Origin of the sequence: Rhodococcus sp. SJ-3, from assembly GCF_051918125.1 — a bacterium.
In the GTDB taxonomy this organism is placed as follows: Bacteria; Actinomycetota; Actinomycetes; order Mycobacteriales; family Mycobacteriaceae; genus Rhodococcus.
On record NZ_CM123306.1, the window covers coordinates 414,461 to 431,159 of the forward strand.

Sequence of the window (16,699 nt, forward strand, 5' to 3'; positions counted from 1 at the left end):
CACCTACGTCCATGTCCGGTCCGGCGGGCTACCGGACGGTATCGAGCCCCATTAGACCATCGGGGCACGATTCCTCACGTTACGGGCGAGTCGGGCACAGCAAGGTGGGGTGACCCAGGTTGCGGACCACCCCACCTCAGGAGCTGTTCAGTTGTCGCTGGTCAGGAACGTCCCGTCAGCCAGCGGCCGAGCACCGGACCGATGTGATCCACGGCATCTCGCGAGAGCATCTGCCAATGTGTCGCCGGGACCACCTCCGCGACCACCACTCCGCTCACATGGTGGTGCCAGCTCTCAGCGGCCGACGCGCCCCGATCGTCACCTGCGACGAAGATCAGCAGATCACCGTCGAACTCGCTGGGCCGATGTGAGGCCAGCACGTCGTAAGAGTGGCGCACTCCGTCGAACATCTGCTCGATGCGCCGGGGGGTGAGATCCCCCAGTGGTCCAGGTAAAGATGCGGCCAGGTCCGATGCGGCTTCGGGTGTGAGGTCCGCAATCGACATCGACCCGACGGGCGTTCCGTTCATCCGCCGATCGTCGATGCTGTCGCCGAACATGTCACCTACGGTCGGCGTCGGCTCCTGCCCACCCGTCTTCGTCTCGATCTCGGCATCTGCGGGATAGGTGTCGAGCACGGCGAGAGTCGAGATCTGTTCGCCCTCACGTTGCAGCGCGACCGCGACGGCGTGGGCGAGCACCCCACCCATCGACCATCCCACCAGGTGGTAGGGACCGTGCGGTGCGATGGTGCGGATGCTCCGTACATATTCGTCTGCCCAGGATTCGATGTCTGCAGGCAGGTCGGCGCCCTCCCTCAGTGCGGGCGACTGCAGGCCGTAGACCGGGCGGTTCTCGCCCAGGTGACGGGCAAGACCCGCGAAGCTCCAGGACAGGCCGGTCACGGGATGGAAGCAGAAGACCGGCGTGCCTGTCCCTCCTGTCTTGAACGGAAGTACGGCGTCGAATGGGCCGGTGGCATCTGTGCCGGCGCCGACCGTCTCGGCGTCGACGCGGGCGGCCAGCTGCTCCACTGTGGGATGCAGGAACAGCCACGGCAGCGGTACCTCGGCGAACAGGTAGTCGCGCACGCGCGCGACCACTTTCACCGCGCTGAGCGATGTGCCACCGATGTCGAAGAAGTCGTCGTCGAGGCCGACCTTCCCTGGTGTGTCGAGCACGTCTGCGAAGGCAGCGGCGACGGCAGTCTCGGTCGTGGTACGCGGTGCTCGGTATGCGCGCGGGGCCACCTCAGGTTCCGGGAGTGCCTTTCTGTCGACCTTGCCGTTGATGTTCAAGGGCACCGTGTCCAGCGTCACGAAACCCTGCGGAATCATGTAGGACGGCAGTATCCGGGTGAGTTCCGAGCGCATCGCGGGAATATCCAGCTGGTTCCCGGCGGGTACGACGAATGCGACGATGCGGTCGCCGGACTGCGCGGAGGCCCCCGGCTGTACCGACGCGACGGCTTCACGTACCTGGGGCAGCGAACGCAGGGCGACCTCGATCTCACCGAGTTCGATGCGGAATCCCCGAACCTTGACTTGGAAATCCGCACGTTCGAGGTATTCGAGGGTGCCGGAGCCGTTCTCGTAGTGCGGCCGCCACCGCACGATGTCACCCGTTCGGTACAGCCGGGACCCCGGTTCACCGAACGGATTCGCGACAAAACGTTCGGTGGTCAAGCCGGGCCGTCCGAGGTAGCCACGGGCAAGCTGAGTGCCGGCGAGGTACAGCTCGCCCGGCACCCCCGGCGGCACCGGGTGGAGCCGTTCGTCGAGGACGAACACCTGAGTGTTCGATACGGGCTCGCCGATCGGCACAGACGTCGAAGGCAGCTCGAGAACCTCGTGGGCAGTCACCGAGACCGCAGCTTCCGTCGGGCCGTAGAGATTGACCAGTCCGGCGTCGGACCGAGCGAGGGTCCGCTCGGCGGTATCGATCGGCAGCGCTTCGCCGATCGCCAGGACCCGGCGAAGCGTGTCGGGCAACTCACCGCCGGCATCGTCGAGCAGTGCGTCGAGCATCGACGGAACCACGTGCAAGGTAGTGACGTGTTCACGCCGAATCAGATCGTTGAGGTAGGCGGGGTCGCGATGTCCGTCGGGTGCCGCGATCACGAGCCGTGCGCCTGACGTGAGCGCCGACCAGAATTCCCACACCGACAGGTCGAACGTCGCCGCGGTCTTGAGCAGGACCGCATCGGACGGAGTGAGGGCGAAATGTTCACGCTTCCAGACGAGCTGGTTGACGATCGCGCCGTGGGACACCACGACGCCCTTGGGGCGGCCGGTGGAGCCGGAGGTGAAGATGACGTAGGCAGCGTTGTCGGAGCGCAGGGGTGCGAGCCGGTCGGAGTTTCGGATCGGCCGGCCGTCGTATGGATCGAGATCGAGACGATCCAGCTCCAGAACGAAGGGGACGGCCGGTAGGGCGATCCGATCCCGAGAGGTCGTGAGAACACCCACCGGGGACGCCGTGTCGAGGATGTACTCGATGCGTTCGGCCGGATGGTCGGGGTCCAGTGGCAGATACGCTCCACCCGCCTCGGCCACCGCGTACATCGCGACGACCAGATCGGTCGAACGTCGCATGGCGAGAGCCACTACTGTCTCCGGTCCGACTCCGCGGTCGATGAGAAGCCGCGCCAGCCGGTTCACGCGTGCCGCGAAATCCCCGTAGGTGATCGTGTCGGCTCCCTCGACAAGGGCCACCGCGTCCGGTGTCGCGCGTGCCTGATCGTCGAACAGGTCGGCCAATGTCCGTCCGGGACCGACGGCACGCTGCTCGGCTTCCCATGCCTGCAGCATGGCTTCGAGTTCGTGCGGATCGTGCAGGTCGATGTCGCCGACCGGAACCGATGCCTCGTCGACCACTGCAGCGAGGATGCGCACATAACGGTCGAGCATCCGCTGAACCGACGGACGATCGAACAATTCTGTGGCAAAGCCGAATTCGATACCGAACCCGCCCTGCCCTCCGCCGGCGCCGTGGTCGACGACGGTCACGTGCAGATCGAACCGGACGGACGTCGATGCGGCTTCGAGCTGCTCGACCTTCAGCCCCGGCAGGGCGAGTGAATCGACGGTGAAGTTCTGGTACGAGAATCCGACCTGGAACACGGGATGCTGCGCGGGCGATCGAACGGGATCGAGCACCTCGACGAGTCGTTCGAACGGGATGTCGGCGTTGTCGAATGCGGCGAGATCCGATGTCCGCACCTGGTCGAGCAGTTCGCTGAATGTGCTGCCGAGATCCACCGGTGTGCGGAGCGCGAGCATGTTGACGAACATCCCGACGACATCGTCGAGTTCGGGTACAGATCGCCCGGACACCGGGGTTCCGACCACCACATCGGCAGTGTCGGACAGTCGCGCAAGGAGGATCGCGAGGGCCGCGTGCATGACCATGAACGGAGTCGCACCGCCTCGACGCGCCAGTTCCGAGATCTTCCGGTACATCTCGGGGTCGAGCATGGCACGCACCCGGTCGCCGGCAGAACCGAGGATCGCAGGACGCGGGCGATCGGTGCAGAGCTCTAGGGTTCCGGGGATTCCCTCCAGGGTCTCGGTCCAGAAGGCACGTTGTCTGCCTGCGACAGACCGTGGGTCCTCGTCGGATCCGAGAAGCTCACGCTGCCAGAGGGTGTAGTCCGCGTACTGGACCGGCATCGGGGCCCAGTCCGGCCGAGTGCCGCTGCTGCGTGCGGTGTATGCGGAAACGAGGTCGCGCACGAGCGGCGCCAGCGACGAACCGTCGCCGGCGATGTGGTGCATCACCAGGGCGAGGACGTGTTCGCTCGGTCCGGTCGCGAGAATGCGTGCGCGCACGGGAACCTGAGTCGTGACGTCGAATGGTCCGCCTGCGAGTTCGCCGAGCTTCTGTGGAAGGTCCTCCGCCTCCACGGCCTCGACCGCCACATCGAATTCCAGAGCGCCCCACTCGAGGATCCGCTGCTCACCGACACCGTCATTCTCGGGGTAGACCGTACGCAGCGTCTCGTGCCTCGCAACGATGTCGGCGAGCGCAGCGCGCATCGCCGCTACGTCGAGATGTCCGGTGAGCCGTACCGCGAGCGGAACGTTGTAGAGCGGAGACTGTGGTTCGAGTCGGTTGAGGAACCACATGCGTTGCTGAGCGTAGGACAGAGGTAGGTGATCGGGACGAGTTCGCGGGGCAAGCAGCGACGGCCCAGCAGACGGCAACATATCCACACGCGCGGCGAGCGACCCCACCGTCGGAGCATCGAACAATGCGGCGGCGGTGACGGTGGTGCCGAGCACCGAGCGGAGGTGACCCACCACGCGCGTCGCGAGCAGTGAGTTTCCGCCGAGGTCGAAGAAGTCGTCGTCGAGACCGACCTGTGCAACCCCGAGCGCATCCGCGAACACCGCCGCGACCGCGACTTCCGTCGCCGACTGCGGCGCCCTGTACTCGGTGACCATCAGATCGGGCTCGGGAAGCGCCGAGCGGTCGAGCTTGCCGGACGGAGTGAGCGGAATCCGGTCGAGGGGCACTATCACCGAGGGAACCATGTACGTCGGCAGGAGCCCTGCCGCACGCTCGGCGAGTTCACGAACATCGAGCGAGAGGTCGATGCCGTGCACATACGACACCAATCGGGTTTCGCCGGCTGGAGTCGAGTACCCCGACGTCACCGCGAAATCCACTCCCTGCAACGACGACAGCACCGCATCGATCTCACCCAACTCGATACGGAATCCGCGCACCTTCACCTGAAAATCGTTGCGCCCCACATATACGAACCCCGGCCGAGCATCTCGCGGGCCGCGCACCAGGTCCCCGGTCCGGTATGTCCGCGCACCACCCGCCGCCGCTACGAATCGTGATGCCGTCAGTCCAGGACGACCGTGATATCCCCGCGCCATCCCCGGGCCTGACAGATACAACTCACCCGCTACGCCGACCGGAACCGGATTCAACCGCGAATCCAGCACGTGCCCCGCCGAATTGCGGATCGGCGCGCCGATCGTCACGTCCTCGCCCGGCGTCAACGGATCGGAGATGGTGATCGCGACTGTCGCCTCGGTCGGGCCGTACGCATTGAAGAACCGGCGACTCCGTGCCCACCGCGCAACAAGATCGGGTGGACACGCTTCCCCTCCTACGACCACACACTCCAGCACGTCCAACCCCGCGGGATCCATCGAGGCCAACGCAGCCGGCGTGACGAACGCGTGGGTGACCCCTTGTCGAACAATAAGCTCCGCCAGTTCGACACCGCCGAACACAGTTGTCGGCGCGACGACCATCGTCGACGATTCACCCACCGCCAACAGCAATTCCAACACCGATGCATCGAAACTCGGAGACGCGAAGTGCAACGTCCGCGCACCCGGACCCACCCCGTAGCGCTCCACTTGCTCAGCACAGAGGTTCGCCAGCCCCGTATGCGACACCACGACGCCCTTGGGCTTACCTGTGGATCCCGAGGTGTAGATGATGTAGGCCGGATGCTCGAGCCGCAACATCCGAACCCGCTCGTCGAACATCACAGGGTCCGACGGCAGTACCGCAAGCGCCGATTCGGTCTCGGACGCGTCGACGACAACCACATCGGCATCGGTCCTCACCGATTCGGCATGAGCCGACAGGGTCAACACAAGAGCGGACGCGGAGTCGGCGAGCATGTATTCGATTCGGTCGGCAGGGTAGGTCGGGTCGACCGGCACGAATGCCGCACCGGTCTTGACTACTGCCCACGTCGCAAGAATCGACTCGAGCGAGCGAGCCATCAGGATCGCAACGCGGTCTTCCGGCCCGACACCGCGACCGAGCAGCAACCGCGCCAATGTCGACGATGCGGCATCGAGCTCACGATACGTGAGGACCTTGCCGTCGGACACAATTGCGGGCGCGTCGGGATCACGCTCCACTGCCGCGGCGAGCAGATGGGGTAGCAGGGGAATGGGGGCATGGCGCCTGGTTCGCCCGGAACGACCGTTCCGGCGGATCACCTCACGTCCCGTACTGCTCGTATGTATATCCCCGGACTCGATGACCTCGATCGCCATACCACTCCCCGTTTCACATCGGGGCGGAATGCGGTCGTGGGCAGCACGTTCGGCGATACCCGCGGGCCGAGTGCTGTTGCGTGAACGAGGCCCCCGACAAACCCAGTCACGCACACCGACCGGTTTCGAGTCTTACATGAGAACACCGTCGTTTCCAGTTGAATGACAATTGAACTATTCGATTTCGGCTGAAACAGTGAACAATTCGGACATTTCGTGAATAGCGGTCCAGGCTCCCACGAGCGGACCGAGCACTTTGCACGCATGGGATCCCGTCAGTTCCCAGTGGGACACCTCGACCTCACGGCGGTGCACCTCACCCACCACGAAGGGGGTCCAGTCGAGGCGGGAATGATCCGCTCCCGGTTCCGATCCCCGCGCTGCCACGAAGAGGAGGTCGCCGGCGAACCGTCCGGGCCGATGATGCGCGAGAAGGTCGAACGAACATCCGATTCCGTCGAGGAAATCGATCGTCGCGAGCCCCCCGACCGCGCCCTCATCCAGCTCCCGTGTGATTTCCGCCACCAATCTGTCCGTGTTACCCAGACCTGCACAGACACCGCCCTGCAATGCGGCGAGGGCAACCTGCTCCGCGTCGACGGGGGGATCCGACGGGGCAGGAACCTGCGTGTCGAGCAGTGTCAGCGATGCCACCGTTCCCCCGTCGCGCTGCAGCTGTACGGCCATTTCGTGGGCAATCACCCCGCCCATCGACCAACCCGCGAGGTGGTAGCGCCCGTGGGGCTGGAGACGGCGGATCTCGGACACGTAGAGTCCGGCCCACTCTTCGATCGATCCGGGCATTACGCCGCTACCGGACAATGCGGGAGATTGGAGCCCGTAGACAGGCCGTCCTTTCTCGACGTAGGTCGCCAATTCCGCGAAGCTCCACGCGAGCCCGACCACCGGGTGCACGAAGAAGACCGCTTCGAGCTCTGGATCTCCGGCACGGAGCGGGATGACCATGTCGAATGCACCATCGGTGACGGGCTCATCCGAGCCGACCAGTGTTTCGATCCGGGCAGCCAACTCCTCCACCGACCCCACCTCGAACACCACCGACACCGGCACCCGCACACCCACCACCGACGACAACCGCGCCACCACACGAGTCGCCGCCAACGAATTCCCACCCAAATCCACAAACGAATCATCCAAACCGACCCGCCCCAGACCCAACACCGACGCCACCACCGACGCCACCGACTCCTCCACCACCGACCGCGGCGCCCGAAACTCCCGCACCGCAAACACCGGCTCCGGCAACGCCCCCCGATCCACCTTCCCCACCGGAGTCAACGGCACCTCATCAAGCACCACCACCAACGCCGGCACCATATACCCCGGCAACACCCCCGCCACCCGCTCACGCACCACACCCGACTCGAGCACCACACCCGACTCCGCCACCACATACGACACCAACGCCGACTCACCCGACGCCAACACCGACCCCACCGTCACCGCAAAACCCACCCCCGGCAACGACGACAACACCGCATCGATCTCCCCCAACTCGATACGAAACCCCCGCACCTTCACCTGAAAATCGCTACGCCCCACATACTCCAACACCCCATCACCACCCCGACGCACCAGATCCCCCGTCCGATACATCCGCCCACCCGACAACGAAAACGGATCCGCCACAAAACGAGACGACGTCAACCCCACACGACCGTGATACCCCCGCGCCACCTGCGCCCCCGCCACATACAACTCCCCCACCACACCCTCAGGCACCGGACGCAACCGCTCATCCAGCACAAAACACCCCACCCCCGCAATCGCCGACCCGATCGACACCACCGAACCCGCCACCAACTCCGACGAACTCGTCGCCAAAATCGTCGTCTCCGTCGGACCATACGCATTGAAAAAACGCCGCACACCCGGAACAGACCACCGCCGCACCAACTCCGGCGTAAACGACTCCCCCGCCACCACCACCGTCGACAACGAATCCAACCCCACCGGATCCATCGACCCCAACGCACCCGGCGTCATGAACACATGCGACACCCGCTCCGCCGCAATCAACTCCGCCAACTCCGGCCCACCACCGACACCCGCCGGAGCCACCACCACCGACGCCCCCGCCGAAAACCCCACCAACAACTCCAACAACGACACATCGAAACTCGGCGAACACACATGCAACACCCGAGACGACCCATCCACCCCGAAATGCTCACGCTCAGCCGAAATCAACGGCGCCACACCAGCATGAGACACCACCACACCCTTAGGCCGCCCCGTCGACCCCGACGTATAAATCATCCACGCCGCATCAACAAGCTCCACCGACCGCACCCGATCCGCATACGACACCGGACGCGACGACAACCCCGCCACCTCCGACACCACACCCGCATCATCGAACACCACCACCGGCACCGCAGGCGGACACGACACCGACACCACATCCACCACCGACGACACCGTCACCACCAACACAGCACCCGAATCGGACACCATGAACTCGACACGCTCAGCCGGATACCCCGGATCCACCGGCACAAAAGTCGCCCCCGACTTCACCACCGCCCACAACACCACCACCGACTCGAGCGAACGCGGCACCGCCACCACCACCGCATCCCCCGGACCCACACCCCGAGAAATCAACCACCGAGCCCACCGCGACGACACCTCATCGAGCTCCCGATACGACAACGACCGCCCACCAGCAACCACCGCCACCGCATCACCACACGACTCCACCGCCGACACCAACAACTGCGGCAACACCACACCCCGACCACGCCCACCACGACGTTGTTTCGAAGGATTCTTCCGTCCGGTCCGTGTGCTCCGGCCGCTATGTCGCAGTTCATCCGCTTCGGCCTGCCCAACCGAACGCGTCCCCCGGTCAGCGCTCACCACGAAATCGACTCCTTCCGGTCGAACAGCCCCGACGCTGCCCGACCGGAAGTAAAGTTACCGAACAGTTACCTTTCGTGCAGTACCCAGGGATCGGCCAGGGTGGCACTCTTGCCTGCCAGGGAGCCTGAAACGCCATCGTTCGCCCCGGCGTGTCGATCGGTGATGATCACAACCTCGAGGTCCACGGAATCGGACAATGCGGATACCTCAGCGGCCGGAACGAAAGCGTGGCTGATCCACTCTTCGAGAGCGAGTTCGCCGAGATCATCATCGCGACCAGGAACGACGACCACTGCACCGGCAATTGCCGCGGCCAACACGGCGAAGACCGTCCATCGATCGGCGTCCGCGCCGCCAGGAAGGATGCGCGAATCGTAGGTCAGGGCCAGCTGATCTTGCCCCCGACGCAACGCGGCAACTCCTTCACCGTGGCTGAGACACACATCACCGAAGCACAGTGCCCGGTCACCGGGACCGAGCACCTCGGGGCGATCGGTGTAGGCGAGTGAACGGCCGGACAGGTCCGCCACTGCCGCATCGACCGCAGGGTCGTCGATCGAGATCCACGTCGTCTCGGCAGCAACCGTCGACTCCGTGAACTCGGCGATCCGGTCGCTCGTGGTCAGTCCCCAGCGGGCGGGCACCTCCCGGTCGACCGACACGGCGGCACCTGATTTCGCCACCGCCCACAGTGCGACCACCAGATCGACACCGACCGGAAGATCCACGGTCACGACATCGGCCGAGGTCGCTCCGCGGGAGATCAGGTACCTCGCCCACTGCGATGAGCGCATCTCGATCTCCCCGAAACTCGACTCCGCGTCGCCGAACACGACGGCCGGAGCATCCGGATCCGATTCGACGGCAACCTGGAGTTCCTGCGCAAGTGTGCGATCCACACTCATCGGCGTCGTCGCCGGCACAGACGGCGCGACACTCGTAGCGACCGAACGTTCACTGTCCGTACGGATATCGATGTCGCCGACCACCGTGGCGGGGTCGGCCGCTACCGTATCCAGGAGCATCACGAACCTCTCTGCGAGGGTCTCGATCGTGTCCGGGTCGAACAGGTCGGTCGCGTACGTGAACGCGAGTGCCATCCCTCCGCCCGCACCGTCGGCGCCGTCCTCGGGTTCCGCGGTCACCTGCAGGTCGAACTTCGCTGCCAGTTCGCCACCGTCGACAGCTTCGACCGTCAACCCGGGAAGCTCGAGGCGTGCCGGTTCGATGTTCTGGAACGACAACACCGTCTGGAACACGGGATGCCGCGCCGCCGATCGTGCTGAGACAACCTCATCGACGATTCGCTCGAACGGCACGTCGGCGTTCGCGAACGCCTCGAGGTCCACAGCGCGGGCCGCGTCGAGGACCGACCCGAAGGTGGCGGAAGGGTCGATGTCGGTGCGCAACGCCAGCGTATTGACGAACATGCCGACGACATCGTCGAGCGCGCGAGCACCGCGCCCGGCCACGGGAGTGCCGACGACGATGTCGCGCGAGTTGCTCAGCCGCGACAACAACACAGCAAGAGCGGAGTGCACGACCATGAACAACGTGGATCGGTGCGCCGCACCGAGCTCGTCGAGACGACCGCGGGTCTCTGCAGTCACCCGGGTCATGTGAGTGGCGCCACGCAGGCTCGGAGTTGCCGGACGCGGCCGATCGGTGGGCATGTCGAGCAGGTCGGGAACCCCGGCGAGATTCGCACGCCAGTACGCAAGCTGAACGCCCGCAGGCGAGTGTGGGTCCTCGGCGTCACCGAATACTTCCTGCTGCCACAGAGCGAAGTCCGCGTACTGGATCTCGAGAGGGCCGGCAGCGGGAGCCTTCCCCTCGAGGCGAGCCACATACGCCGACATCAGATCGCGGGCGAGCGGCGGCAGGGACGCGCCGTCGGCCGAGATGTGATGAACCACGAGTGCAAGGACGTGGTCGTCAGAACCGATGCTCACGAGACGACCGCGGACAGGCACCTCGGTGGCCACGTCGAATCCCTGCGAGACCACCTCGACAACGGACGCGACGGCCTCTGCCTCCGAGTCCACGGCGACCGTCGCGAAGGCATCCACCGTGTCGGCGTCCAGAATCCTCTGGTGCGGCCCCTGCTCGTCCTGTGGATATACGGTGCGCAGCGACTCGTGGCGCTCGACGATGTCGTGTACCGCGGCAGCCAGTGCCGCGGTGTCGAGGTCGCCGCGCAACCGGATGGCGAGTGGAATGTTGTATGTCGCCGACCCCGGATCCAGCTGGTTCAGCACCCACATGCGCTGCTGCGCAAGCGACAACGGGATGCGGTCCGGCCGGACCCCGGCAACCAGGTCGGGGAGCGTCCGGCCACCCTGCCCGGAGTCGGCCCGCGCTGCCAGACCTGCAACGGTGGGGTCCTCGAACAATTCACGGATCGCCAGGTTCGAACCCAGTGCCTCGTTGATCCGCGCGATCACCCGTGTCGCGATGAGCGAGTTGCCGCCCAGATCGAAGAACGAGTCGTCCGCTCCGACCTTGTCGACGTCGAGGATCTGCGACAAGATCTGTGCCACTGCGCGTTCGGACTCCGTCACCGGTTCCCGGTAATCGTCACCGAGAACATCGATCCGCGGCGCGGGGAGAGCCCGACGGTCGAGTTTTCCGTTGATCGTCAGGGGCAGTTCGTCGAGCACGGTCACAATGTCGGGCACCATGTAGCCGGTCAGGAACTCCGACACCCGGGCGCGCACATCTGCCGAGACCACGGTCTCACCGGCTCGGGGCACGACGTAGCCCACGAGTCGTTCGCCGAGACCATCGTCGCGAACCATCGCAACGGCGTGGGCAACACCCGATGCCTGCAGCAGAGCCGCCTCGATCTCGCCGAGTTCGATGCGGAAACCACGCAACTGCACCTGGGAGTCACTGCGGCCTGCGTATTCGAGGACTCCGGCCGAGTTCCAGCGAGCGATATCCCCGGTGCGGTACAGCCTGCCCCGGCCGAACGGATCTGCGACGAACCGCACTGCCGTCAGGTCAGGGCGTCCGAGATACCCGCGCGACAACTGGTCGCCGGACACATAGACCTCACCGGGCACACCCTGGGGTACCGGCTGCAACCGTCGATCGAGCACGCGCACCGCGAGTCCGGGCAGGGATCGCCCGATCGCGCTTGCCGCCCCGGCCTGCGCATGGGTGCGCTCGACAGGGTGGAAGGAGACGTGCACTGTCGTCTCCGTGATGCCGTACATGTTTATCAGACGGGGCGTGACGGGATGCCGGTCGAACCAGCCGTCGAGGCGTCCCGGATCGAGCGCCTCGCCGCCGAACACCACGTACCGCAGTCTCGAAGGTGCGGCCTCGACCTCACTCGAGGCGAGGGCACGGTCCGCCTCGTCGAACTGGTAGAAAGCAGAGGGCGTCTGGTTGAGGACGGTCACGCCTTCGGTGCGCACGAGACCTGCGAACAGCTCCGGCGACCGCGAGGTCGGGTAGTCGACGACGACGAGCCTGCCACCGTGGAGTAGTGGCCCCCACAGTTCCCACACCGAGAAGTCGAAGGCGTACGAATGGAACAGGGTCCACACGTCGTCCGATCCGAAACCGAACAACGGGTCCGCATTCTCGAAAAGAGTGAGAACGTTGCGGTGAGTGACACCGACACCTTTCGGACGACCCGTGGAGCCCGAGGTGTAGATGACGTAGGCGAGATCGTCGGGTCGCAGCGGTGCCCGACGGTCCGCATCGGTGAGCGGGTCTGCCGCGAATTCTTCAGCGGTGTCCGCACTCTCGGTGCAAAGGATGTCGATCCCGCTGTTCCACAGCACACTGGCACCGTCGTCACGCCCGATCACGCCCGAGGTGACGATCGCCCGGGGGCGCGCATCGTCGAGCATGTACCGGATGCGGTCCTGCGGATAGGTCGGATCGACCGGCAGGTAGGCGCCGCCCGACTCGATCACGGCGATGAGCGCGACAACTAGGTCGATCGAGCGTGGCAAGGCCACCGCCACGAGCGCCCCCGGGCCGATACCGGCCGCGACGAGCCGACGTGCCATCCGGTTGGCCCGAGCCGAGAGTTCGGCGTAGTCGATGGTAGTGCCGCCGAAGGTGACGGCAGGCGCGGAGCCGTGACCGAGCACAGATTCCGACAGACGACCGGCGAGTGTGTCCGGAGTTCGCGCCGGAGAACCGGCGCCGAGTGAACTCCAGGTGGTCAGAATCCGTTCACGCTCGCTCTCGTCGAGGAGCGGCAGATCCGCAATGGCGGTCCGCTCGTCGGAGATCACCGCGCCGAGGATACGGACGAACCTCCCCGCGAGGCTCTCCACCGTGGTGGTGTCGAACAGTTCCGTCGCGTAATTGAATTCGACGGCGAAACCACCGGGTGCACCATCCGCCCCTACAGTGTCGGCGACGGTGATCTGGAGGTCGAATTTTGCTGTTGCCGTGTCGAACTCGACACCAGATATATTCAACCCGGGCAGCTCGAGGTTCGACACCGGCATATTCTGGAACGTCAGCATCACCTGGAACAGCGGGTGACGGGCCTGCGAGCGCGGCGGGTCCAGCACCTCTACAAGACGTTCGAACGGCACGTCCGCATGTACGAATGCGTCCAGATCCGCGACCCGCACCCGAGCAAGCAACTCTTCGAACGATCCCCCACCGTCGACCTCGGTACGCAGCACGAGAGTGTTGACGAACATGCCGATCACATCGTCGAGGGCAGCCTCCCCACGCCCGGCCACAGGCGTGCCGATCGCGATGTCCTCGGTACCGCTCATCCGCGCGAGGAGCACTGCGAGCGCAGCGTGGACAACCATGAATTCCGTTGCGCCACTGCGTCGTGCCAGATCAGCGATACCCGCGCGCACGTCGCGGTCGAGGTCTACACGCAGCGAGGCACCTCGGTTGCTCGCCACTGCGGGTCGCGGGCGGTCGACGGGAAGCGGAAGCTCTTCCGGCAGTTCGGCGAGGGCGTGTCGCCAGAACTCCACCTGCTGGGACAGCAGAGACTCAGGGTCGGACTCGTCGCCGAGCACCTCACGCTGCCACAGTGTGTAGTCCGCGTACTGCACTTCGAGTGGAGTCCACGAGGGCGCATTCCCACCGACGCGGGCGTCATAGGCGGTCACCACGTCACGCACGAGTGGGCCGATCGAGTAGCCGTCGGCGGAGATGTGGTGGACGACCACAACCAGCACGTGCTCGCGCTCCGACACCTCGAGCAGACGCACTCGAAGTGGAACCTCACGAGTGACATCGAACCCGGCGGTCACGATCTCCGCGATGCGATCGGGGACCTCGTCTGCAGACAGCGGTTCCGGTGACACAGCGAGCCGGGCATCCGATGCCGGGAGTACCTGCTGGTATCCGATGCCGTCGATGTCCGGATAAACGGTGCGCAGCGATTCGTGCCGGGCAACGACGTCATCCATTGCTGAGCGCAATGCCGCACGATCCAGATCTCCGGAGAGCCTGATAGCCATCGGGATGTTGTCGACGAACGACTCCGGGTGCAGGCGGTTGAGGAACCACATCCGCTGCTGGGCCGACGACAACGGAACACGTTCGGGACGCTCACGGGCCGCCAACGGCACCGAGTCGCTTCCGGACACCAGTGTTTCGATCCGGGCAGCCAACTCCTCCACCGACCCCACCTCGAACACCACCGACACCGGCACCCGCACACCCACCACCGACGACAACCGCGCCACCACACGAGTCGCCGCCAACGAATTCCCACCCAAATCCACAAACGAATCATCCAAACCGACCCGCCCCAGACCCAACACCGACGCCACCACCGACGCCACCGACTCCTCCACCACCGACCGCGGCGCCCGAAACTCCCGCACCGCAAACACCGGCTCCGGCAACGCCCCCCGATCCACCTTCCCCACCGGAGTCAACGGCACCTCATCAAGCACCACCACCAACGCCGGCACCATATACCCCGGCAACACCCCCGCCACCCGCTCACGCACCACACCCGACTCGAGCACCACACCCGACTCCGCCACCACATACGACACCAACGCCGACTCACCCGACGCCAACACCGACCCCACCGTCACCGCAAAACCCACCCCCGGCAACGACGACAACACCGCATCGATCTCCCCCAACTCGATACGAAACCCCCGCACCTTCACCTGAAAATCGCTACGCCCCACATACTCCAACACCCCATCACCACCCCGACGCACCAGATCCCCCGTCCGATACATCCGCCCACCCGACAACGAAAACGGATCCGCCACAAAACGAGACGACGTCAACCCCACACGACCGTGATACCCCCGCGCCACCTGCGCCCCCGCCACATACAACTCCCCCACCACACCCTCAGGCACCGGACGCAACCGCTCATCCAGCACAAAACACCCCACCCCCGCAATCGCCGACCCGATCGACACCACCGAACCCGCCACCAACTCCGACGAACTCGTCGCCAAAATCGTCGTCTCCGTCGGACCATACGCATTGAAAAAACGCCGCACACCCGGAACAGACCACCGCCGCACCAACTCCGGCGTAAACGACTCCCCCGCCACCACCACCGTCGACAACGAATCCAACCCCACCGGATCCATCGACCCCAACGCACCCGGCGTCATGAACACATGCGACACCCGCTCCGCCGCAATCAACTCCGCCAACTCCGGCCCACCACCGACACCCGCCGGAGCCACCACCACCGACGCCCCCGCCGAAAACCCCACCAACAACTCCAACAACGACACATCGAAACTCGGCGAACACACATGCAACACCCGAGACGACCCATCCACCCCGAAATGCTCACGCTCAGCCGAAATCAACGGCGCCACACCAGCATGAGACACCACCACACCCTTAGGCCGCCCCGTCGACCCCGACGTATAAATCATCCACGCCGCATCAACAAGCTCCACCGACCGCACCCGATCCGCATACGACACCGGACGCGACGACAACCCCGCCACCTCCGACACCACACCCGCATCATCGAACACCACCACCGGCACCGCAGGCGGACACGACACCGACACCACATCCACCACCGACGACACCGTCACCACCAACACAGCACCCGAATCGGACACCATGAACTCGACACGCTCAGCCGGATACCCCGGATCCACCGGCACAAAAGTCGCCCCCGACTTCACCACCGCCCACAACACCACCACCGACTCGAGCGAACGCGGCACCGCCACCACCACCGCATCCCCCGGACCCACACCCCGAGAAATCAACCACCGAGCCCACCGCGACGACACCTCATCGAGCTCCCGATACGACAACGACCGCCCACCAGCAACCACCGCCACCGCATCACCACACGACTCCACCGCCGACACCAACAACTGCGGCAACACCACACCCCGACCACGCCCACCACGACGTTCACCGCGGGCAGGACGCTCCGCGCGGGCAGGCCGGGGTGCCCGGGGTGCCCGAGGTGCACGGGCACCGCTGCGATCGACAGTGCCGCCGCGTACACCGTCGGCCGGATGCTCGGTGCTCGATTCGGGTACCGACGGCTGTGGCTCGTTCGACTGCGGGGCATTCATCGGAGTAACCCCATCCGAGCCGCCGTCGTGTCGTGAACGCATGTAAAAGCCCACACCCTTCGCTTTCGGTACCTCAAAGCTCGCCTGATGCGAACCGAGCCAGCATAGTCATCCGTATCGGCGAGCTTTCCTTACCCGTTAGTAACCTCTTGGTTAGATCTCTCCGGGCAGCTTCGACGTTACCGTCGGCCGAACTCGACACCTGCAGACGAACGACCGTGGGGCCGCCTCTCGGCGACCCCACGGGCA

3 protein-coding genes are annotated in these 16,699 nt (G+C 65.3%); all 3 read right to left on the bottom strand.

Annotated features, from left to right (window positions below; genetic code table 11):
• Positions 1-161 precede the first annotated feature (161 nt).
• The 3 genes from ACTDXD_RS01985 to ACTDXD_RS01995 all read right to left on the bottom strand — a co-directional run bounded on the left by ACTDXD_RS01985 (position 162) and on the right by ACTDXD_RS01995 (position 16,450).
• Positions 162-6,035, bottom strand: coding sequence for an amino acid adenylation domain-containing protein (locus ACTDXD_RS01985; RefSeq protein WP_440125538.1), 5,874 nt, complete (start codon positions 6,033-6,035; stop codon positions 162-164).
• A gap of 174 nt (positions 6,036-6,209) precedes the next feature.
• Positions 6,210-8,783: an amino acid adenylation domain-containing protein gene (locus ACTDXD_RS01990; protein ID WP_440125540.1), complete on the bottom strand. Its 2,574-nt coding sequence runs from the start codon at positions 8,781-8,783 to the stop codon at positions 6,210-6,212.
• 203 nt (positions 8,784-8,986) lie between these two features.
• Positions 8,987-16,450 (bottom strand): amino acid adenylation domain-containing protein, encoded by a 7,464-nt coding sequence (locus ACTDXD_RS01995; protein ID WP_440125542.1) that lies wholly within the window; start codon positions 16,448-16,450, stop codon positions 8,987-8,989.
• Positions 16,451-16,699 lie beyond the last annotated feature (249 nt).